The sequence below is a fragment of the Acidovorax facilis genome (genome assembly GCF_023913775.1).
Classification (GTDB): Bacteria; Pseudomonadota; Gammaproteobacteria; order Burkholderiales; family Burkholderiaceae_C; genus Acidovorax; species Acidovorax facilis.
In genome coordinates this window covers 60,724-83,016 of the sequence record NZ_JAMXAX010000006.1, presented here as the reverse complement: position 1 = coordinate 83,016, position 22,293 = coordinate 60,724, and the positions used below count along the sequence as shown (strand labels likewise).

Genomic DNA, 22,293 nt, shown 5'->3' with positions numbered 1-22,293 from the left:
GCAGCGCCTTCCGCAACGACCTGCCCACACCGCTGCGGGCGGCGTTTTCCTGTCGTCCACACAAATCGGTGTCCATCCCGTTCCGCTTCCTTGCTGTCGAGTTCTCACTGCGCGGACATGCTGTCGTCCATCCGATCAACAGCACGTATCCGAGGAGGCTCCATGCGCGTGTTCCTGTGCGAGAAGCCTTCGCAAGGCAAAGACATCGCCCGCGTGCTGGGTGCCGGCCAGCGAGGTTCCGGCTGCTACAGCGGTTCGGGTACCGTCGTGACCTGGTGCATCGGTCATTTGGTCGAAGCGGTTCCGCCCGAGGGCTACGGCGAGCAGTACAAGCGCTGGTCCATCGAGCAACTGCCCATCCTTCCCGAGCGCTGGCGCGTCGAGCCCAAGGCCGCGACCGCCGCGCAGTTCAAGATCGTCAAACAGCTCATCGGCCAGGCAAACGACCTGGTGATCGCCACCGATGCCGACCGCGAAGGCGAAATGATCGCCCGCGAAATCCTCGACCTGTGTGGCTACCGCGGCCCAATCCAGCGGCTGTGGCTGTCGGCGCTCAACGACGCCTCCATCCGCAAGGCACTCAGCGCGTTGAAGCCTTCGACCGAGACGCTTCCGCTGTACTACTCGGCCTTGGCGCGCTCGCGTGCCGACTGGCTGATCGGCATGAACTTGAGCCGGCTGTTCACCGTGCTCGGGCGTCAAGCCGGCTACTCGGGCGTGTTGTCGGTCGGCCGCGTGCAGACCCCCACGCTGCGCCTGGTGGTCGACCGCGACCGTGAGATCGCCAGGTTCGTATCCGTGCCGTACTGGACGGTCGAGGTCTTGCTGGCTCAGTCATGCCACTCCTTCAGCGCCCATTGGCTGCCGCCCGATGGCACCACCGATGCGGCCGGACGCTGCCTTCAGCAGCCGGTGGCGCAGAACGCAGCCGATCGTATCCGCGCCGGTCGCGAAGCCCTGGTGGTGTCGGTCGAGACCGAGCGCGTGCGGGAAGCCGCACCGTTGCCGTTCGACCTGGGCACCTTGCAGGAAGTGTGTTCGCGCCAGCTCGGCCTCGATGTGCAGGAGACGCTGGACATCGCCCAGACGCTGTACGAAACGCACAAGGCGACGACCTATCCACGCTCCGACTCGGGCTACCTGCCCGAAAGCATGCTGGCCGAAGTGCCGGCAGTCCTCGATGCCTTGCTCACCACCGATCCCGGCCTGCGACCGTTGATCGACAAGTTGGACCGCAGCCAACGTTCACGCGCGTGGAACGATGACAAGGTGACGGCTCACCACGGCATCATCCCAACGCTGGAGCCTACCCGGCTCTCGGCCATGTCGGAGAAGGAACAGGCGGTTTACGGCCTGATCCGGACCCACTACCTGGCGCAGTTTCTGCCGCACCATGAGTTCGATCGGACAACAGCGGTGTTGACCAGCGGCGGCCAGACACTGCAGGCGACCGGCAAGCAGGTGGTCGTGCTGGGCTGGCGCTTGGCGTTGACCAACGGTGGACCGGAGAGTTCGGATGATGAGCCGGCGCAGCGCAGTCAGATCCTGCCACCGCTGACCAGCGGCATGCCGTGCGGCATCGAGCAAGTCGAGATGAAGGCGCTGAAGACCTTGCCACCCAAGCCCTACACCCAGGGCGAACTGATCAAGGCCATGAAGGGTGTCGCCAAGTTGGTGACCGACCCACGGCTGAAGCAGAAGCTCAAGGAAACGACAGGCATCGGCACCGAAGCCACGCGCTCCAACATCATCAACGGTCTGATCGGTCGCGGCTACCTGGTCAAGAAAGGCCGCGCCGTGCGCGCTTCCGACCCGGCATTCATTCTCATCGACGCGGTGCCGGCGGCGATTGCCGATCCGGGCACGACGGCAATCTGGGAACAGGCGCTGGACATGATCGAAGCCGGCCAGATGACGCTGGACACCTTCATCGAGAAGCAGTCGGCCTGGGTCACGCAGTTGGTCCAGCAGTACCGGGGCGCCAGTTTGTCCCTCAAGCTGCCGCCGGCGCCGACCTGCCCGTTGTGCACGTCGCCGATGCGCCAGCGCAGCGGCAAGAGCGGCATCTTCTGGTCGTGCAGCCGCTACCCGGACTGCAAGGGCACACTGCCTGTCGAATCTTCGACGGGCAAACGCCCGGCGCCGCGCAAGCGGCGCGCGTCACCCAAAGCGTCCTGACGCCTGAAAACACGTCTGCCGCGCCTGCCGCTCTCCCGGTGGCGAGGCATACGCCCCGCGCGTTGCGGGGCATCCCCAGCACGCGATCCCTTCTGCGACGGTGTGCGCGTCCTGCCTGGCACCTGTGGCCGCAGGGCGAGAAGGCAGTTGATCCGCGAATGGCGCCCCACGCGATTCCCTTGATCCGCGGTTCTTCCGTTCACCCCGAAGAGTCTCCTGGCGCCTTGCCTCGCGAGCCGCCAGGAGACTCTTCGGGGTCGACGGTATTCGGTGCCGGTGCCCGCCGGTGAAACAACGGGCGCCCTTTGTACGCGGATGCGTGCCAGAGGATATCGACCCCAGCCACGATACCGGTCGAGTGCGATTGCTGGTGCAGCGGTGGCTTTGACGACGGCCCCACGCCTGTAGCAGCCCACGGGTGGCACTCCTTTGTCATCCAGCCGAAGGCCTCCAGCCTTCGGCACCTTGGTCTCTCCTTGTCCTGAAACACGCCGGCCGCACGGCCGACAACCTCTGTTCCCTGCCTCACAACCGGCTCCGCACTGCGGGGCATTTTCGTGTGCGCAGCTACATGGCGACGGCCTATCCAGCGCTGGGAAATCAGGAACCGTGCAGCTTCGATTTGTTGCACGACAGGCTCGCACTGCTCTCCGAAGCTAAGCCCATGCGTTGCTGACTCCGTCAGCGCCATGCCCTGGCAGCTCCGGTCTTCAAGGCTGCGCCGCGGAATCCTCCGCTCCGACCGAACCAGTCCGCTTCGCATCGCTTGCGCGGATGCCGCCAGTACCTGGCGTCGATGCTTCGATCCACCTCACGGGAAGTTCCTTCATCCCGTCGGGATGTGGCGCTTTCCATTTCCCCTATGGAGCGCTCCATGTCCCTTGCTTCCTCTTCACCGCCCATCACGGCACTGGCGGCCCGAACCGAATCCATCGGCTATCTGGCCCTGACCTTTGCCGGCAAGCGCCTGCCTCTGCAGGTTCTGCGCAGCGCTGCCGGTTACTACATCGGCACGTTCGATGACCACGACGGCCCTTGCTCCCGCGAGTCCTTCGAGTACTTCCCCAGCCGCGACGCCGCAGCCACAGCCCTGGTGACAGGTGCATGGATGCAGCGCCCGTACCCGTGATTTTTCCTGCCGCCCAAGGAGATTCCTCATGAGCTTGTCCCTGCCTCAAGATGTGTTCGATCAGATCGCGCTGGAAGATGCGCATTTCACCAAGGCTCCGGCCGCGTTCTTCCAGGCCTGGAAGCGCGGCGCCGAAATCGCCGGTGCCGAATGGTTCGGCGACGGGACGCGGGCCGGATTGGAGCGTGCCACCACCAAGTGGGACCTGCGCCCCAACATGCTGATGGTCAACGATGCCCTGGGCGTCCTGAGTTCCGGTCAGCGCATGTTCCTCTCGGCCATGGTGAGCTTCTACAACAGCCGCGAGGGTGCTGCGATGCTCAAGCGCTGCGGCTTCGAGGGCCTGTCCGATCTCGGCGGCCTCGATCTGGAACGGCGCAAGGTTATCGCCGACCTGGTCCTCAACTACAACGGCTGGTGAGCCTGCCTCGCCGCCGAACTCGCACCTTTTCTCCAACCCCACGAGGGACACGCGTCCCTGCCGGGGCCGTGTCCCTCCTTTTCATTTCAGGAGTGGCACATGTCCCTGACGCTCAGACAAACTGTCCGGCGGCTCAACGCGTATCAGGCGCGCACCAGCGCTGGCTTCTACGGCGACGGTCAACTGCCAGGTCGCTGGTTCAGAGCCCGACTCGTTCGCGGCACGACGCTGGAGGTCCATGACTGGATCACCTGGGTCGCCGTACCGGACGGCACCTGCTTCCGCGACCACAACGGCAGGCAGTTCCTGACCGTGACCTATCCCCCATCGGACACACCACCAGCAGGCATGCCCGCCCGCTGAGCGGCTGCGTCCGTCATCCCGAGGACCGATGCCTGTCTGGCGTCGATACCTCGCTTCGCAACTCTGCGGACTCCCCACGTCCGCCAGGGCGCGGCTCCGCAGTTTCTTCAACCAAGGAGCCACCATGTCCAACAACTACTACGACGCCACCGGCGTTCTTGTGCTCGACCGGATCACGCCGGTCATCACCGCGCTGTTCGGCGGGTTCAATCTGGACGAGACCTATCCCGGCGACGGAGAGACGTACATCGCCCGGACATCCGAAGGCAGCGATCCGCAATGGGACGACATCCGCGACAACCTGGTCGAACTGGCCTACCAGCTCGGCCGGCCGTTCCCCGAGGATGAAGAGCCCAGCATTCAGTCCTACCTACGCCTGCTGGCGAAGCACTTTTCCGCGGAGAGCGATCCGCAACTGGATCACCTTCTCAGGGCTCATCGCTTCGAGGACGGCGCGGAACTGGACACGCTGTTTGTCGTCGCCAGATGCCTCGACGACGGACACGGCCTCCGAGCCATCCGGTTCGAGGGATGCTGGCACAGCGACAGGCCGCGTCTCTTCGAGTTTGGCGGCAACGGCATGTTCATCAGCCGCGACGTCACCGTCTACAGCAGCTCGACCCGCGCCCTGGAACTCGGGCAGGACCTGCACAAGGCGATTCAGGTCGGCGATCTTGACGAGGCGGCCGCCCGGATCGCACTCGAAACCGTCAGCCTGCTCGCCGGTATCGGCGATGACGCCACCCGCAGATCCCTGCGTCTGAGGCTCGCCGAACGCCTGCTGGAAAGCAGCACTTCCCACCGCTCCGCCTGAGCGTCCACCACTTCATCCACCCGCTGGGGCTTAATCCCCAGCAGGGGATAGCTCCGCCTATTCTCTGCTGGAGAAATCCCATGTCCATCCAATTGAATCCGTTCGTTCGCGGCTATCAGAACCTGCGCATCGTCCGCACGCTTTGCATCACCTCCGAGGACGACAGCCCACCGGTCTGGCGGCCGCTTCATTCCAGCCAGGCTCATCTGCCTGACGATCAGGTCGCACAGTTCCCCTGCATCTTGTGCAACGACTTTGCCCTGATCACCGAGGGCCAGGAGATCAGCGAGGAACTTGAGGATCAATGCCAGACCGAGGGCATCGTGCGAACCGTGACCTATGCGGTTGCCGGCGATGACTTCGGCCAGCCTGTCCATGTCGGCGACACCTATTCCGACGAGGCCGCACGCGAAGTCATCCGGCGCCTGACATTCGAGACCGGCTTCTACAGCCGCTGCTGGGAGATCAGTTCCGCCCACATCACCGAAGATGCCGGGCGCTACCTGGCCGAGCTGGCCGACATCGCCACGCCGACCCGGTTTCTGTTCGTCGCGTTCCGCATTCCGTACAGCCCGGCGATCGGGGTCAAGCTGATCGCCACGCCCTGGACGGACGAGAACCTCGGCCATGTCGAGGGCATCACGGCCGAAGACCTGCGTCGGGAGCATCTCAAGAAGGCCATGCCCGAGAGCCTGGTCAACGTCCTGCACCTGGCAGCGCAGGCCGACGTGCGCATCCTGATCCTCGATGCGGACGCGCAGATCCTGGAAGGTCTGCCGATCTTCGAGGAGTGATGTTCAAGCCCCAGCCCCTGTTCGCAGGGGCCTTTTTTTCGCCTTCTGGAAACCGACCAGTCCGCAGTGCGGATTCCCCGTCGGCAGATCGATGAAGCCGGTGCACGCTCAGCCCATGTCCCGCTGACTTCGGTCAGCAACATGCCCAGGTAGCCATCGACCTCCAAGGCTACGGTGCGGTTCGCCGCACAGGTCGTTGTTCATCCCCGGCGCATCCCGCGCCATTCACCTCAACCCACCAGGGGCTCCCAACCCCGGTGGCGGGCGGGCGTCCCTTGGTCTTCTTCTAGGAGATTCCCATGGACCACGCTCTCATCCGCTCTCAAATGCCCACCCTGGTCGCAGGCCATGTGCCTCGCAATGCCAGGTCGTTCAAGTTCAACGTCTACGACGGTACGCCGCAGAAAACCATGCTGGGCTTCGCGGCCGATCCCAGTCCGTTCCAAGGCAAGGTGATCGCGGTCACCGACGACGCGATCGTTGTGAAGGTCAAGCCGGCCCAGTTCGCAGTGGTCGATCGCCATCTGGTCACTGCTGTTCCAGCCGAAGGCAGCAAGGTGGAAGTCATTCCGTATGCGCGTCGCCACTTCGATGGCCAGCGCGTCGGCACACCCCGGGAGAAGACGGAGTACCTGGCCGATGGCAGGCCCTACACCGTCAAGTCGGTGATTCTGGGCGACGCCACCGCGGAGCTGCCTGTGCCACAGGCACGCTGCCCGGAACTGGCCGAACTGATCCAGCAGTTGCAGAAGCTGCCCGCACCAGACGGTCATCGGTACATCAGCCACCTACTGGTTGATGCCAATGCGCGGGACTTCTCGCTGGTCGACCCCAAGCCGCACGACATCATCGCCACGCCGCCGTCCATCCGTTTCACGGTCGAGACCGGCAAGTTCAGCGGCAAGGTCACGGTGAGCTACGACCGCGGCGGCGACGTCTACGTGGTCGAACTGCACCGCGACGGTGAATCCATCGAGCGCGTCGATGAAGTCTATTTCGACGATCTCGGTGACACGCTGGAGCGCTTGATCGATGACGGCAGTTGGCGCCTGATCCGGGTGGAAACGCTCTCCGGCAAGGCGCGCAGCGTGCAGCACTGAAACCAACCCTTGTGTTCCTTCACAGCCCCTCGATCGAGGGGCTTTTCTTTGGTTCATGCCCCGGTCGTCGAGCAATCGGGAACATCGCTGATGCCGATTCCTTCTGGCGGCCCGCGTCTGCAGGAGCCACGCTGCTGCCATGTTCCGCTGACACCCGTCAGCAGCATGCCCAGGTAGCCAAGGTCTTCAAGGCTACGACGCGGTTCCGGCCGCGTTGATCACCCCAGTTCGCTCTCGGCATCCATAGCGCGAACGTCCATCGAGTCATCGATGGAGATGCCACGGTAGTTGTTCCCAGGTCTCACGATCCATAACCCGCGCGGGGGTTTCCACACCTCCCCGCCAGGGTCGGTGTGTCTCCGCTTTTCTTGTCCTCAAGTCTGGAGATTCACCATGACCACTTCATCCGAAAAATCGTTCTTCGACCTGCACATCACTGGCCTCGGGTATCTCAATCGCATCCGCGAAGTGAAGCCCAAGAAAGGTGAGCCGTTCCTGGCCTGCGACATCGCAGCGCTCAATGGTCCGAGCAACGCTCCCGAGTACCGCCGTTTCGACGTGCGGGTGTCCGGCAGCGAAGCTCAGCATCTGGTCCGCCGTTGCGAAGAGGCCGTCAAGGCCGAACGCAAGGTGCTGATTGGCTTCCGCCTCGGCGACCTGTGGACCGACATCTTCACCTACTCCAAGGGGAAGAATGCCGGCCAGCAGGGCGTCAGCCTGAAGGCCCGCCTGCTCTTCGTGAGCTGGATCAAGATTGATGGCGAGATGGTCTACAAGGCCGAGCCCAAGACGACCGATGACGCGGCGAGCGAGGATGCACCAGCACCCTCCAGCGCGTCGGCAGCCCAGGACGCGCCCGCATCCGAAGCCGCCGCCAATGACGACGCCGATGCACCCGCTGACGCGCCGGCCCTGGCCGAGTCGTTCTGATCTGCAAGGCCCCATGCGCATGCACCGGGGCCTTGTTTTCTTCCCCTTCGATCGAGCACCGCTTGCGCTTCGGCTCCGGCGGCACGCGATCGCTCATTCGTCGAAAGGAGCTATCCATGATCAATGTTCCAGGCCAACTGGCCATCAAGACCATCCACGGTCGCAACGGCGACTTCAACGTCGGCCGTCTGGCGACTTCCATCGGCGAATTCGTCATCAAGAATGCCGAACTCGACCAGTACGCCGAAGGCAAGTACGACGGCGACTTCATCATCACCGAGATCCGACCCTCCACCTACAACACCAGTGGGCGGATGGTGATCGAGATTCGCGCCCACCTGGGCGGTATGACCTTGTCCAGCATCGATCCCCTGAGCCGTGACGAAGCCCGTCGGCTGAGTCCGCAGGAAGTCGATCCGATCGACGAAGAGGCGCAGGCACCTGTGCCTGTCGCAGCCCCGGCACCTGCCAAGGCGAAGGGTCGCAAGACCCGCGATCCGCTGGTCGATACCACGCCGTTCGGCACGGAGAAAGCAGCCAAGCCGTCTCTCGAAGCCTCGGCCGAGGAAGACGACACCGCACTGTTCGGCGCGCTTTGGCCGCTGGGCGACAGCGTCAAGCTCGATCCGACCGTGGATCGTCGTGTCCTGCGTCAGCAGCGCGACCGCCTCGGGGTGCTGGGTTATTCGTTCGCCCCGTTGTCTCAGGACTGGCACCTCGCCACCGCCTGATCCATCCGCCGCGCAAGCGGCCAGCCACCACCCGCCGGGGTTCTTCCCCGATGGGGAGGACTCCGGCTCTTTCTTCAAGGAGAACTCTCATGGGCTGGTATTTCTCAAGGCAATCCCGCCATCAACTGATCCAGGAGCTGATCGAACCCCGCGACAACGAGCAGCTTCGCGCGGAGACCGTCGCACACACCTTGCGCGGCAACGTGCTGTGGTCCGTCGTGCGCATCACCGCCAAGCAGGAAGGCATCAAGCCGGGCCTCGGCATTGGCGACTCCTATCACTACATCCGCTGCGACCTGCTGGAGGGTTCCGGCAATGAATGGGGCTACAAGCCGATGGATGAGTCGATGCACCCGTACTACTACTCGTGCCCGCTCAGCTATCTGGCGATGGCGCCCGAGCAGTCCCCCCAGTGGCGCGAAGGCGTGCGCGCCTACCACGCGCGTCGTCGCACGCCGACCCTACCGGCTACGCCGGTGTCGGCCTGATCCCAGGAGGCTCACGATGGACCCCATCCTCGCGTCTCTTCCGGCATCGCTACTGTCCTTCGTCGAAGACCAGTTGTCCAACAACGACGTCTCGCCCGACGAGGAACTGCTCGACCACTTCATCGCCAACTGCCTCACCGATGAGCAGGCACGGCAGGCGTTGACCTACCGCGACAGCTACTCGGCCAACATCTACCTGGAAGGCTTCACGCCGATCCGCAAGGCAGACGAGGCGCTTCGTTTTAATCCGGCCACGCGGCAGTTCAAGCCGGACTGAGCCATTCCTTTTCCACCCCACGGGGCAGTACTTGCCCCAGCGGGCAGTGCTGTCCCTTTCTTTTATCCAAGAGGACATCACCATGCCTGCACACTCCGATCCCAAGCCGCTCTACCGCATCGACGAATGCCCCGACCTGATGGCCGATGGCTGCGTCGGCGACGAACAGGGCAATCTCGTGTTCCTTTCCATCTGGGCGCGCGACACCGCCATCCAGGAGTTCCTGGCACGTCTGACCCTCGGGCGCGACGAACAGGGGCTGGACCAGTTCCACGTCATCACCGAACAGGGCGGATCGATCCCGGTCTTCGTCGGCAACGTCGAGAACCTGGAGAAACGCTCCACGCGCGTCTTCCGGCGCACGCTGTTCGGTTCCATGGTCAACCTGTGGTTGTTCGACCGCCGCTGCGTGAAGCCCGACAAGGCCAACGCCAGCGCGCTGGCCCTGCTGCCCAGGGATTCATCGCATCGCACCGATCGGCTGTGGACGCTGGTGCAGGACACCTGCCCACTGCCGTTGCTCGATCACTGGCGCGACACCGTGCTGGAACTGCTGCAAGTCCGCGCGATGCTGAGCCGCCTGCCATCCGCCATCGGCGCGTTGGAAGGTCATCGGCTGGCTATCGACGTCCCGGCGCTGACCACCGCGCTGGGTGACCTGATTCGCAACGGCACCCTCGGGGCGTCGCGGTACGAGCTGGCTTCCGGCGCACCGCTTCGGCGCGTGGCCTGAGTCATCTCCATGTACGGGCATGCGCGGCGCGCGTGCCCGTCTTCCTTCATCCCACTTCCTTCCAGGAGGTTCCCATGGCTCTCATGTTCCCGCGCCTTGCGCGCAACTTCATCAAAAACGGCTATTTCCCGACCGATGAGCCCACATTGGAACGGGCGTTGTCCGCACTGGCGCCAGCCTCTGGCCCGCTCTCCATCCTCGATCCCTGCGCCGGCGAAGGCGTGGCGATTGCCGAAGCTGCGCACGCCCTCGGGCGCGAGCAGGTTTCGGCTTATGCCGTCGAGTACGACGCCGAGCGTGCCCGCCACGCCCGGCAACTGGTCGATCGTTGCCTCCACGGCGACCTGATGGACGCGCTGATCAGCCGGCAGAGCTTCGGCCTGTTGTGGCTGAACCCGCCGTATGGCGACCTCTCCAAGGACGTCAACGGCAACATCGGCTATCAGGGCCAAGGCCGTGCCCGGCTGGAGAAGTTGTTCTATCAGCGCAGCTTGCCGCTGCTGCAATACGGCGGTGTGCTGATCTTCATCGTGCCGTCCTACGTGCTCGATCCCGAGCTGGTCGGATGGCTGACGCGCCATTTCGCAGACCTGCGGATCTACCGTGCGGTGGAGGCGCAGTTCAAGCAGGTGGTGATCTTCGGTCGGCGGGTTCGCCAGCGCGACCAGGCGTCGGACTCGGCCAAAGCCGTGCGCGGGCTGCTGTTGCAGATCGGGCAAGGCGATGCTGAGGCTGAGGAACTGCCAGTGGAATGGCCGTTCCTGCCGTACACCGTCCCAGTGTCTCCCGCGGAGCCGGAGCACTTCTATCGCGTGACGATGGAGCCTGAGCAGTTCGCCGATGAAGTCGGCCGACTGCAGGGGCTATGGCCGTCGCTCGACACCCACCTGGGGGCCGCGCAGCAGTCGCTGCGTCCACCGGCGCGGGCCTTGTCCCACTGGCATCTCGCTCTGGCCTTGGCTGCGGGCGCGATCTCGGGCGTCGTGACCTCGAAGAGCGGCAGAACGCTCGTCGTGAAAGGTGATACCCATAAGGAGAAGACTCTCCAGACGGAGTACACCGAGCGCGACGACGGCTCCGTGGCCGAGACACGCATCCTCACCGACAAGTTCGTGCCGGTCATCCGCGCCTGGGACATGACACCGGGCTCCGCCACGCGGGGCGAGGTGCTGACCATCCGCTGATCGTTGTTCCCTGACGGCAAGCCGCCAGTGCTTCGCCGCCTTCCTTATCCACCCACAGGGGTCATGTCGCCCCGATGGGGTGCCGTGGCCTCTTTTTCTTTCTGAAGGAGAAATCACCATGGCACTCGCTGTTCTCAATCTCGTCTCGCAACCACGGTTCCCATCCGGGCAAGTGGTCATGACCGCCGGCATCAACGATCTGGTCCAGCAGGGCCAGCTCAATCCGGTGCCTTATCTGCGCCGCCACCTTTGTGGTGACTGGGGCGATCTCGACGACTGCGACCGGCGTTCCAACGATGCCGCGTTGAAGTCCGGAGACCGCTTGTTCTCGTCCTACCAGGTCACGCCGACCTTGAAGCTCTGGATCATCACCGAGTGGGACCGCAGCGTCACCACGCTGCTGCTGTCATCCGAGTACTGATCGTCCTCTGACGGCTCGGCCGTCTTTCTCTTCCCACCCCTGGGGCATGCCATCGCCCCGCAGGGGTCGGTGCATGCCCCGTCTTCATTGGAGCATCACCATGTCACTCGATCTCGAAACTGTTCCCGACGTGCCCGCGCAGGGCGACCTGCTCGAAGCCTCATCTTCTCCGCTCGCCATCAGCCTGACCGACTTCGTGTCGGAGTTCGGCGACGAGCTGCTCGATTCGCTCAACCGTGCCAATCCCCCGGTCTACACCGGCCAGGTGCGGGTGCATCGGCAACTCATCCTCACAGCCCTCAAGCGCAAGCTGTTCCAGGCGCAAGCCGATGTGGTCCATGCCGTCACCGAGCTGCTGGTCGACCGTGGCGAGCGCGCCGCGATCGTCAACGGCGAGATGGGCTGCGGCAAGACGACGGTGGGTATTGCCACCGCCGCCGTGCTCAACGCCGAAGGCTACCGCCGCACCTTGGTTCTTTCTCCGCCGCATCTGGTCTACAAGTGGCGGCGGGAAATCCAGGAGACGGTGGCCGGCGCCAAGGTCTGGGTGCTCAACGGCCCGGACACGCTGGTCAAGCTGCTGAAGCTGCGCGAGCAGTTGGGTGTACCGGCGCAGGGTCAGGAGTTCTTCGTCCTGGGCCGCGTGCGGATGCGGATGGGCTTTCACTGGAAGCCCGTCTTCACCCCGCATCGCACGCCCCACGGCGACGTGGCGGCGTGCCCGGATTGCGGCCATGTCATCACCGATCTCGACGGCGAGCCGATCACCCCGGTCGAACTCGAAGCCGAGGAGTCCCGCCGCAAGTGCAGCCACTGCGCCGCACCGCTGTGGACGCTGATTCGTCCCAGAGGCTTGTCCGCCAGTGACCAGTCCTCAACCGTGCTCAAGGCACTGAAGCGTATTCCAACCATTGGCGAAGTCACCGCGCAGAAGCTGATGCAGAAGTTCGGTGACGCCTTCCTCGCGTCGATGCTCGGGGACAATATCCACGAGTTCATCAACCTGATGGATGGCAACGGCGAGCTGGTCTTCTCGGACCGGCAAGCCCATCGCATGGAACGTGCGATGGCCAACATGGAGTTCGGCTTCGGCGAGGGCGGCTACCAGCCGTCCGAGTTCATCAAGAGGCAGCTTCCCCAAGGCACGTTCGACCTGCTCATCGCCGACGAGGCGCACGAGTACAAGAACGGTGGCTCCGCACAGGGCCAGGCCATGGGGGTATTGGCGGCCAAGGCGCGCAAGACGCTGCTGCTCACCGGCACGCTGATGGGCGGCTACGGCGACGACCTGTTCCACCTGCTGTTCCGCGCCCTGCCTGGGCGGATGATCGAAGACGGCTACCGGCCGACCAAGCAAGGTTCCATGACGTCGGCCGCGATGGCGTTCATGCGCGATCACGGCGTGCTCAAGGACATCTACTCCGAGAGCACGGGCACGGCGCACAAGACCGCCAAGGGCACCAAGGTATCGGTGCGCACGGTCAAGGCGCCGGGCTTCGGTCCGAAGGGCGTGCTGCGTTGCGTCCTGCCGTTCACCGTCTTCCTCAAGTTGAAGGACATCGGCGGCAACGTGCTGCCGCCCTACGACGAGGAGTTCCGTGAGGTCACGATGGACACGGCGCAAGCCGCGGCCTATCGCGATCTGGCGGGACGGCTGACCGCGGAGCTGAAGCAGGCCCTGGCGAAGCGCGACACGACGCTGCTGGGTGTGGTCCTCAACGTGCTGCTGGCATGGCCGGATTGCTGCTTCCGGTCGGAGACGGTGGTGCATCCACGCACGCGCAACACCCTGGCCTTCGTCCCGGCTCAGTTCAACGAGCTGGAGGTGATGCCCAAGGAGCGCGAGCTGATCGAAATCTGCAAGCAGGAGAAAGCAGAAGGTCGCAAGACCCTGGTCTATACGGTCTACACCGGCACGCGCGACACCACGTCGCGCCTGAAGGTGCTGCTGGAGCAGGAAGGCTTCAAGGTGGCGGTGCTGCGCGCGAGCGTGGATGCCTCCCGCCGAGAAGAATGGATCGCCGAGCAGTTGGACCGCGGCATCGACGTGCTCGTCACCAATCCCGAACTGGTGAAAACCGGCCTGGACCTGTTGGAGTTCCCGACGATCGTGTTCATGCAGTCGGGCTACAACGTGTATTCGCTGCAGCAGGCCGCCCGGCGCTCATGGCGCATCGGCCAGAAACAGCCGGTGCGCGTGATCTACCTCGGCTACGCCAACTCCTCGCAGATGACCTGCCTGGGGCTGATGGCCAAGAAGATCATGGTGTCCCAGAGCACGTCGGGAGACGTGCCGGAGTCCGGGTTGGATGTCCTCAACCAGGACGGCGACTCGGTGGAGGTGGCACTGGCGCGGCAGTTGGTGCATTGAGCGTTGCTGGACTTGGCGGCCCCTTCGGGGGCCGCTTCCTTTTCAGCAAAGCCCGCGGGCTTTCCGTTCCTTGTCCCGCAGTTCTTGATCCAGCGGCGGGTAGTAGATCACGTCGGGAGGGGAGTCCGAGAACCAGGCCCACTTAAGGATGCAAGCAGCACACAGCAGGGTGGCCGCCGTGACGAATGTCATTGTTGCCCTGAAAATTCTGCACTATTCTGTCATAGTTTGACTTGAATTGGCCATCATCACCATGCCTACAAGTACCAGCGAGGGCGAGATCCTCACCCTCAAACAGGTCGCCGAGTTCCTGAAGGTCACGGAGCGGACGATCTACAGACTGGCTGCAGCCAAGAAGATCCCCGCATTTAAGGTCGGCGGGACTTGGCGGTTCTCCAAGGCGGAGATCACGGAATGGATTCAGCAGCAGTCGAAGGGCGGAAAAGCCGATAAGACGTAACCACAGGAGGGGTTGATGACCCAGCAGAGCGAAAGCAATGAGCAGATGGAGCAGTCCTTGATCGACATCGCTGTCGAGAGTTGGCGCTTCTCGCGTCTGTTCGGCAAGGTGGTCAGCAAGCTCGACGCGGGCGAGTCAGGCCGCTACATCAACCAGCTTCGCTACTTCCAGAAGAAGGTCGAGGAGAACCTCGACTCGAACGGCTTGAAGCTGGTCAACGTCGAGGGGCAGCCCTACGACGCGGGGATGGCGGCATCCGCCTTGAACTTGGGCGACTTCGGCCCTGACGACGTGCTGCTCGTCGATCAGATGCTGGAGCCGATCATCATGGGGCCGAATGGTCTGCGCAAACAAGGCACGGTAATGCTCAGGAAGGTGGAAGCATGAAATACGTCGGCATCGACCTCGGTACGACCAATAGTGCCATCTGCTCGTTCGACGGGGAGAAAATTCACCTCTACAAGAGTCCGGAACAGCACGACGTCACCCCGTCCGCCATCTTCATCGACCGGCGCGGAAACAAGTATGTCGGCTCGCGCGCCTACAACAGCGCCGCGAAGAACCCCGACAACGCTGCGGTGCTGTTCAAGCGGCTCATGGGCACGAGCACGCCCGTGAAGCTGCCTGCGGTCAACCTCACGATGACGCCGGAGGAATGTTCTTCCGAAGTCTTGCGCTCGCTCTTCGGCTACTTGCCGGAGGAAATTCGAGGCGATGGCGACACCGGCACCGTCATCACGGTTCCGGCCGCGTTCAACCAGATGCAGAAGGACTCGACGATGGCTGCCGCCGATGCGGCTGGCCTCGGACGTGTCGCGTTGATGCAAGAGCCAGTGGCCGCCGTGATGAGCGTCATGCGCCAGCGCAAGAACGATGGCGTGTTCGTCGTCTATGACCTTGGCGGCGGCACGCTCGACATCGCCATCGCCGAAAGCATCGCTGGCCGGGTGAACCTGCTCGCCCACGGCGGCATTGCCATGTGCGGCGGACGTGACTTCGACCGCATCCTGTTCGACAACATCGTCAAGCCGTGGCTGATGGAGAACTTCGATCTGCCGGAGGACTTGACCGCGAATCCGCAGTTCAAGTCGCTGCTTCGGATGGCTACGTGGGCAGCGGAGAAGGCCAAGATCGAGTTGTCGCAGAAGGAAGAAACGGTCGTTAGCCTTCCCGAAACCGAGTTGGGCGTCCGAGATCAGGCCGGTGAGGAAATTTACATCGACATCACCATTGATCGCAAACGCTACGACGAGCTGATCGCGCCCAAGGTGGAAGAGTCCATCCAGTCCGCCCGCGAGACGCTCGAAAAGGCCGGGTTGAGCCCGCACGATGTCGAGCGCGTCGTGTTCGTGGGCGGCCCCACGCACTACAAGCCGCTGCGCGACAAGGTCGCCTTCGAGCTTGGTGTCGCGCCGTCCACCGACGTGAACCCAATGACGGCGGTTGCCGAGGGTGCGGCGGTGTTTGCCGAATCCATCGACTGGGCATCGCAAAGCCGTGGGCGCAAGAGCGCCCGTGGTGCGATCAGCGCCGGTGGCGCGCTCGACCTTTCGTTCAACTACATCGCGCGCACGCCGGAACCGAGAGCCAAGTTCGTCGCCAAGCTCGGCGGGCGCACGCCTGCGGGCATCGAGTTCCAGATCGACAGTCTGGATACCGGGTGGTCGTCTGGCCGCGTTGCGCTGAAGGATGGCGCAAGCGTCGAACTCAGCCTGACCAAGCCCGGCGACAACATCTTCAAGGTGTTCGTGTTCGACTCGAATGGTGCGCCCGTGGGCTTGCGCGAGGACAAGATCGTCATCGCGCGAACCGCCGCCAGCATCGACGCGATTCCCGCGTCCCACTCCATCGGCGTGGAGGCCCGCGACAAGGTTGGCGGGCGCTTGGTGCTGGACTACCTCGTGCGTGAAGGCGACCAGTTACCCAAGAAGGGCAAGAAGTCCTTCAAGGCAGGCGAATCCCTCAAGGCCGGAAGCGCCGGGTCGATCAAGTTCAAGCTGTGGGAAGGCGAAATCTCCGATCCCATCAACGACAACCGCTTCATTGGCATGTTCGAGATCAAGGGCACGGACTTCGACGACGGCGTCATCGCCGCAGGCGCGGAGATGGTCTGCGAGTTCGAAGTGCTCGACTCCGGCAACATCCAATTGGAAGTCTCGGTGCCGTCGATCAGCGGTTCATTCAAGAGCGGGCGCAACTACTACTCCAGCCAGGAAGGCAAGATCGACTACTCCAATCAGGCCAAGAATATTCAGGAGCAGTCGGAGCACACGCTGGAGCGTCTCGAAGAGATGGCATCCAAAGTAGATGACCCACGTCTGGAACAGGCCCGCGAGAAACTGGAGCAGGCCAGCACCATCGAGTCCGGTGAGGCCGATCCGGAAACCGCCAAGCAAGCGATGGACAACGTGCAGGAGGCCAAGCGCCTGCTGGCTCTGACGCGCAAGGCGCACCTGAAGGACATCCGCCAGCTTGAACTGGACAAGGCGGTTGACTTCTTCGACAAGGTCGTCCGCCAGCACGCCCGCCCCACGGAGGCGTCGTCGTTCGACAACTTGGTCAAGACGGCACGGCGCGCGCTTGAAAACAACAGCAGCGACTTCGAGTCGCACTTGGACGATCTGCGCGGCCGCAACTTCATGATCTTGTGGCGTCAGGACTGGTTCGTCATCGAACGCTTCAAGTGGCTGGCGCAAGACACCTATCTCTTCCCCGATGCTAGAGAGCACGCGCAGCTCGTGGCGGTTGGAGCCGAAGCACTGAAGGCCAACGACATCGACAAGTTGCGGGCGGTGGTCGTCAACCTCGACTCGATTCGAGTCGGCTCTGCGGGTGACGACGACATGATGGCCGGTGCCAATATCGTTCGGAGTTGATCTCATGGCCCTCGACGCATGGCTCCCCATCGGATTCAAGCTGCCAGACGGCGCGAAAGTTCGCGCCGCGCTGTTCGAGGGCACGGATTGGCAGATCTACGAAACGATGGGTGGCGGGCGCGCGCTCGTCGTGTTGGATTCGCTGGCGCAGCATTGGCTGGAAGCGGGGCTGATTGAAGACGGGACGCTCAACGCATCGCAGTTCGGCGACCGCCAGTTGCGGTCGATCTCGTGTGGGCCGAGCCAAACGCTTTGCCCGGTCAGCGACGCGAAGTCTCCTGACAACAAGGCCGAGGCGCTTTCCTTCGCCTTGGCGTTGAAGGCAACGCGCGACATCGATGCGGACTCCCCGCTGCAAGACGCTCTCTACGTCGAGAAGATCACGCGGCTGCTGCCGACCTACAGCATCAGTTCCAGAACCGGCGACGATGTCGTGCTCGGCTACTGGCTGACGGGCGGCACGAACATTCCGGCCACATCCTTTCGTCGGCTGCGTCAGTCCATGAGCTGGCTCGGTGCGGGCCATTTGAAGGATGTCGTCCAAGCGGCGGGCTTCGAAGTCGCGGAAATCATCCCGCTGGAGCGCAAGCCTGCGACTCCTGCCGAAAAAACGGAAGCAGCCCCCGCCGAGAAGGTGGAGCAAGTCAAACACGCCGAGCCGGAACCTAACAAGGTCTTCGAACTCGCCGGGCGTCCCGAGCTGGCGGCCTTCTTCAACGAGCACATCGTCGACATCATCCTGCACCGCGACCGCTACAAGTCGCTCGGCATCGAGTTCCCGTCAGCGGTGATCCTGCACGGCCCTCCGGGTTGCGGAAAAACCTTCGCGGTCGACCGGCTGGTGGACTTCCTCGGCTGGCCGAGTTTCCAGATCGACGCCTCCAGCGTCGCCAGCCCCTACATCCACGAGACCAGCAAGAAGGTCGCGCAGGTGTTCGACAAGGCGATGGAGAACGTGCCGTCCGTCCTCGTGATCGACGAGATGGAAGCATTCCTTGCCGACCGCGATATGGGGTCGGGTCATCACCGCGTCGAGGAAGTGGCCGAGTTCCTGCGCCGCATTCCGGAGGCGGTGAAGAACGACGTGCTGATCATCGCCATGACCAACCGTATCGACATGATCGACCCGGCCATCCAGCGCCGAGGGCGTTTCGATCACGTCATCAAGGTGGATTTCGCCAGCGAGGTTGAAGTGCAGTCGCTGCTGGACAAGCTGCTCTCCTCCTTGCCGAAGGAGTCGGACGTGGATTCCAAGCCACTGGCGAAGGAGCTGGCGGGCCGACCGCTGTCCGACGTCTCTTTCGTGGTGCGCGAGGGTGCGAGACTGGCGGCGCGCAGCGGCAAGGATCGGTTGGATCAGGCCAGCCTGTTGGCCGCACTGCACTCGTCGCCGGCGCGGGAACGTGAGGGTGGCGAGACCAAGCGGCGCATCGGATTCATTTAGGGGAGGCAGTTGTGGCAGCGGGCGAAGAAGAACAAAAGAAGGCAGAAGGCAAAGGCTTTGCCGGTCTTTCCTCGCTCGTGTCCGACGTGGACACGACGCCGCCCCCTGCTGCCAAGAAGGAACCCACAGGCACTTCCGGCACTTCTTCGGGCATCCCGCGTCCGGCTGCGCAGGCCGCTCAACCGCAGCCGCAGCCGCAGCCGAGCCAAACGTATCAAGAGCCTGCGCAGCCGCCGTCCTCTGGATCGTCCGGCGGCAAGTGGGTGTTGGGCATTGCCGCCGTCATTGGCGTGCTTTGGCTCATCGGTCAGTCGGACAAGAGCACGACCTCTCCAGCTCCGGCCTACTCGCCTCCCGCGCAGACCGCGACGCCAAGTTACTCGCCGCCGCCTGCTGAACCGCAAGCGCCATCTCGCCCACAGGAATCGATGCCACCTGTTGGGCAAGACTTGGTGTTTTCACCGGCGCAGATTCGCTACTGCCTGGCCGAGGACATCCGCATGGAGGGTGCGAAATCGGCTCTCAACAACTACATCGACTCAGACGTGGATCGCTTCAACGCGATGGTGGCCGACTACAACAGCCGCTGCGGGAGCTTCCGTTACCGCAGCGGCGCGCTGGAGAGTGCGCGGCGTGACATCGAGCCGTACCGGAGCCAGCTTCAGTCTGAAGGCAGGAGCAAGTTCGCTCGTCCATCCACTGGCTCGCTGTCGACACCACCGCCATCGCGTCCTGCTCCAGATGCGACGGTGCAAGCGATCCAGCGCAAACTTAACGAACTCGGTTACGACCCTGGCACCGCTGACGGCTTAATGGGACGAGGCACACGTTCGGCCATCATCGCTTTCCAGCAGGACAGAGGCTTGGCCGCGAGCGGCCTGGCAGATCAAGCGTTGCTGCTTCAGCTTCAGCGTGCGCCTGCACTCACGTCGCCTTCACCGGCAGAGAGTCGTCCTGCCGCCGCATCAGTGCAGTTGTCATCCGCAGAAGCGGCTTCGCTAGAAGCGGCGTGCTCAACAGACAAGTATGTCAATGGCCCTGCCGCGTATCGTGCGTGTGTGGAACGCCAGAAGGCAGCTTTGGCGGCAGGTGTGCGGAGGCCGAGCCTCAGTGCTTTGTCCTCCTCCGAGCAGCAGTCCATTGAGGCCGCTTGTTCGACGGACAAGTATGTCAATGGGCCTGCTGCATACAACCAATGCCTATCGCGCCAACTGGCGGCCATGTCAGGACAAGGAAGCAGGAGACCTGATCTTTCCCGACTCTCCAATTCTGAGCGGCAATCTATCGAAGCTGCGTGCTCGACTGACAAGTACGTAAATGGCCCTGCTGCATACAACAGATGCCTCAATACCCAACTCGCCGCGCTAGATCAACAAGGAGGCGGGCCGGACTTGTCCCGGCTTTCGACGGCAGATAGGAGGTCAATTGAGTCTGCCTGTTCGACGGACAAATATGTCAATGGGCCAGCGGCATACAACAGATGCTTGTCTCAGCAGTTGGCAAGACTACGGTGATAGTGAGCGAGCAAAGATATGGGCATGGCAATCTGCTTCAAATGCGGTTCCGCGAAATCCGGCGCACTGGTCGCCTGCCGGAGCTGTAATGCTGCGCCGCGCGCGAACAGCGAATATGCTGTTTCGCTCGCCCTGTCCGATCACCTGTCGTCAAAAGATCAGCTTGCGCAGTACAGCCATGAGTTGCGCAGCGGCAAGAAGCTATCCGTCCCGCGCGAAGCACTCGTGCAGGCGCTCGATGCGCTGAAAGACCCGCAACTTCTGGCGATGCTCGGTGCGCAACCTCAACCGGCAACGCCCATGCCAGCCCCATCGACCCCAACAGCGACACGGCAGCCTCCGCCCGTTCCTCCGGCAGCCCCGCAGCGGGTCGCTCCGCCGCCACCGCCGATCAAGCAGGAGCCTCGCCTCACCACAACCGCGCTGCATCAGTCGGCGTTCGCGGTCTTGGGCGTGACGACCCGCGACAACCGCAAGCGCATCGTCGAGTTGGCGGAAGAGAAGTCTCTGGAGCTGGATCACGACGTTTGCCAGAAGGCGCGATCCGACCTGACCAACCCGCGCACCCGTTTGAGCGCGGAGATCGCGTGGCTTCCCGGCGTCTCGCCGCGCAAGGCGACCCAGTTGGTCGAGAACCTGCTCAACGACCCGATGGCCATCCGAGAGGAATCAGGCCTGCCGACGCTCGCCCACCTGAATCTACTGGCTGCCGCGTTCGAAGCCGTGGATGGTGAGCACGATGCGGACGACTTGGCCGGGTTCATCATGGAGGCCGCCTACCTCGCCGAGGAGCTGACCCCGGAAGAGGTGCTGCGCGACATAAATGAAGATCGCGCCGTGTCCGGCTTTCCGGAAGTGCGTGCGCTCGAACAGATCGAAGCCGAACTGACCGAGCGCAAGCGGTACTACCGTGGTGCCATCAAGGATGCGCTCGACAGGCTGCCGCCGATGACGCTCATCCAAGTGATGACCGAAACAGTGGATGGCGTGACCTCTGGCGGCGAGGATCATGCGCCGGGACTGATCGATGACCTAGTGGACAGCTACGAGGTAGAGACTCACGGCATCCTGCAAAAGGAGGCGGAGAACGTCCACAAGCTCATCAAGGCGGCCAGAGACCACGCTGGCTCCGGCGAAGCCGCCGTCAAGCCCTACGTGGACAAGCTCGATGCAGTTGCGCGTAATTGGGACAAGATCGCCCAGCCCATTCAACTGAGTTCGAAAGCGCGCGGCATCGACCACGAAGCGAGCCGCGACTTGGCCTACGAAATTCGCGGCCTTGCCATCGACCTGTTCAACAAGCACGACATGCTCGCTCATTCGAAGCGACTGACCGGGTTGATTCAGGAACTTTTTTCTGAGGTTCCAGAAATCGCTGATCGCGTCGAGGAGGACGCGGACGCGCTCGCGGACATTTTCCAACAACGCAAGCAGGCGGCATCGCGTAAAGACGAGTGGGCGCGCGAAATCACTTACCGCGCCGAGATTGGCGTGATGTTCAAGGATGCCTTGAGCATTTCCCCAGACGGCGTTTCGTGGAAGGGCCAGAACTTTCCGCTCGACTCGATCACGCGCGTTCGTTGGGGTGGCGTTAGCCATTCTGTCAATGGCATCCCCACGGGGACGACCTACACGATTGCGTTCGGCAACCGGAACTCCGAAGCGGTCGTGGACCTGAAGAAGCAAGACATCTACACCACGTTCATTGACAAGCTCTGGCGTGCGGTCTGCGTGCGCCTACTCGCCGAAATTCTCGAAGCCCTGAAAGCTGGGCGCGACCTGCACTTCGGCGACGCGCTCCTTCACGACGACGGCATCACGCTCGTGAGGCGCAAGTTCCTGGGCTCCAACGAGAAGGTGCGCTGCTCATGGGGTCAAGTCCATGTGTGGAGCGCCGATGGTTCGTTCTGCATCGGAGCCAAGGACGACAAGAAGGTCAACGCCGGAATTTCCTACATTCACGGGGCGAACACCCACATTCTGGAGCAGGCCATTCGCATGGCCTTCAAGAAGCCGGGAATGCGCCGCTTGAGCGATTTGTTACAGTGATTTAGTCCAAGAATTC

Annotated in this window: 21 protein-coding genes; all 21 read left to right on the top strand. The window is 63.1% G+C overall.

Annotated elements, in window-relative coordinates:
• Positions 1-162 precede the first annotated feature (162 nt).
• The 21 genes from NFX52_RS03895 to NFX52_RS03795 all read left to right on the top strand — a co-directional run bounded on the left by NFX52_RS03895 (position 163) and on the right by NFX52_RS03795 (position 22,277).
• Entirely contained in the window at positions 163-2,178 is a 2,016-nt protein-coding gene (locus NFX52_RS03895) for a DNA topoisomerase III (protein WP_252635465.1), read from the top strand.
• An 874-nt stretch (positions 2,179-3,052) separates the two neighbouring features.
• Entirely contained in the window at positions 3,053-3,307 is a 255-nt protein-coding gene (locus tag NFX52_RS03890) for a hypothetical protein (protein ID WP_252635464.1), read from the top strand.
• A gap of 28 nt (positions 3,308-3,335) precedes the next feature.
• Positions 3,336-3,728 (top strand): hypothetical protein, encoded by a 393-nt coding sequence (locus NFX52_RS03885; RefSeq protein WP_249452059.1) that lies wholly within the window; start codon positions 3,336-3,338, stop codon positions 3,726-3,728.
• A 99-nt stretch (positions 3,729-3,827) separates the two neighbouring features.
• Complete coding sequence (locus tag NFX52_RS03880; RefSeq protein ID WP_252635463.1) at positions 3,828-4,091, top strand: hypothetical protein; 264 nt, start codon at positions 3,828-3,830, stop codon at positions 4,089-4,091.
• A gap of 124 nt (positions 4,092-4,215) precedes the next feature.
• Positions 4,216-4,905, top strand: a complete 690-nt coding sequence (locus tag NFX52_RS03875) for a hypothetical protein (RefSeq protein ID WP_252635462.1) — start codon at positions 4,216-4,218, stop codon at positions 4,903-4,905.
• An 80-nt stretch (positions 4,906-4,985) separates the two neighbouring features.
• Entirely contained in the window at positions 4,986-5,699 is a 714-nt protein-coding gene (locus NFX52_RS03870) for a DUF5983 family protein (RefSeq protein ID WP_252635461.1), read from the top strand.
• Between the two features lie 299 nt (positions 5,700-5,998).
• Positions 5,999-6,799 (top strand): GTPase, encoded by an 801-nt coding sequence (locus tag NFX52_RS03865; protein WP_252635460.1) that lies wholly within the window; start codon positions 5,999-6,001, stop codon positions 6,797-6,799.
• Positions 6,800-7,192: 393 nt separating this feature from the next.
• On the top strand, positions 7,193-7,729 hold the full coding sequence (locus NFX52_RS03860; RefSeq protein WP_252635457.1) for an STY4534 family ICE replication protein: 537 nt from the start codon (positions 7,193-7,195) through the stop codon (positions 7,727-7,729).
• 116 nt (positions 7,730-7,845) lie between these two features.
• On the top strand, positions 7,846-8,460 hold the full coding sequence (locus NFX52_RS03855; protein ID WP_033470592.1) for a DUF3275 family protein: 615 nt from the start codon (positions 7,846-7,848) through the stop codon (positions 8,458-8,460).
• A gap of 89 nt (positions 8,461-8,549) precedes the next feature.
• Complete coding sequence (locus NFX52_RS03850) at positions 8,550-8,948, top strand: hypothetical protein (protein ID WP_252635456.1); 399 nt, start codon at positions 8,550-8,552, stop codon at positions 8,946-8,948.
• 16 nt (positions 8,949-8,964) lie between these two features.
• Positions 8,965-9,225 carry a hypothetical protein gene (locus tag NFX52_RS03845; RefSeq protein WP_042927346.1) on the top strand — a complete coding sequence of 87 codons (261 nt, stop codon included), beginning with the start codon at positions 8,965-8,967 and terminating at the stop codon, positions 9,223-9,225.
• Positions 9,226-9,307: 82 nt separating this feature from the next.
• Positions 9,308-9,958, top strand: a complete 651-nt coding sequence (locus tag NFX52_RS03840; protein WP_252635455.1) for a hypothetical protein — start codon at positions 9,308-9,310, stop codon at positions 9,956-9,958.
• A gap of 74 nt (positions 9,959-10,032) precedes the next feature.
• Complete coding sequence (locus NFX52_RS03835; protein WP_252635453.1) at positions 10,033-11,142, top strand: DUF6094 domain-containing protein; 1,110 nt, start codon at positions 10,033-10,035, stop codon at positions 11,140-11,142.
• A 118-nt stretch (positions 11,143-11,260) separates the two neighbouring features.
• Complete coding sequence (locus tag NFX52_RS03830) at positions 11,261-11,563, top strand: hypothetical protein (RefSeq protein ID WP_252635451.1); 303 nt, start codon at positions 11,261-11,263, stop codon at positions 11,561-11,563.
• A gap of 100 nt (positions 11,564-11,663) precedes the next feature.
• Positions 11,664-13,934, top strand: coding sequence for a helicase-related protein (locus NFX52_RS03825; RefSeq protein ID WP_252635449.1), 2,271 nt, complete (start codon positions 11,664-11,666; stop codon positions 13,932-13,934).
• Between the two features lie 238 nt (positions 13,935-14,172).
• Positions 14,173-14,394 carry a helix-turn-helix domain-containing protein gene (locus NFX52_RS03820; protein ID WP_353848476.1) on the top strand — a complete coding sequence of 74 codons (222 nt, stop codon included), beginning with the start codon at positions 14,173-14,175 and terminating at the stop codon, positions 14,392-14,394.
• A 15-nt stretch (positions 14,395-14,409) separates the two neighbouring features.
• The gene (locus tag NFX52_RS03815) at positions 14,410-14,781 is read left to right on the top strand and encodes a hypothetical protein (RefSeq protein WP_252635447.1); all 372 of its coding nucleotides are present in this window, start codon (positions 14,410-14,412) and stop codon (positions 14,779-14,781) included.
• Positions 14,778-17,270 (top strand): Hsp70 family protein, encoded by a 2,493-nt coding sequence (locus NFX52_RS03810; protein ID WP_252635446.1) that lies wholly within the window; start codon positions 14,778-14,780, stop codon positions 17,268-17,270. The genes NFX52_RS03815 and NFX52_RS03810 overlap by 4 nt, the downstream gene beginning before the upstream one ends.
• Before the next feature lie 4 nt (positions 17,271-17,274).
• On the top strand, positions 17,275-18,714 hold the full coding sequence (locus tag NFX52_RS03805; protein WP_252635445.1) for an ATP-binding protein: 1,440 nt from the start codon (positions 17,275-17,277) through the stop codon (positions 18,712-18,714).
• A gap of 11 nt (positions 18,715-18,725) precedes the next feature.
• Positions 18,726-20,228, top strand: a complete 1,503-nt coding sequence (locus NFX52_RS31060) for a peptidoglycan-binding domain-containing protein (protein WP_252635444.1) — start codon at positions 18,726-18,728, stop codon at positions 20,226-20,228.
• A gap of 24 nt (positions 20,229-20,252) precedes the next feature.
• Entirely contained in the window at positions 20,253-22,277 is a 2,025-nt protein-coding gene (locus tag NFX52_RS03795; RefSeq protein WP_252635443.1) for a hypothetical protein, read from the top strand.
• Positions 22,278-22,293: the final 16 nt, after the last annotated feature.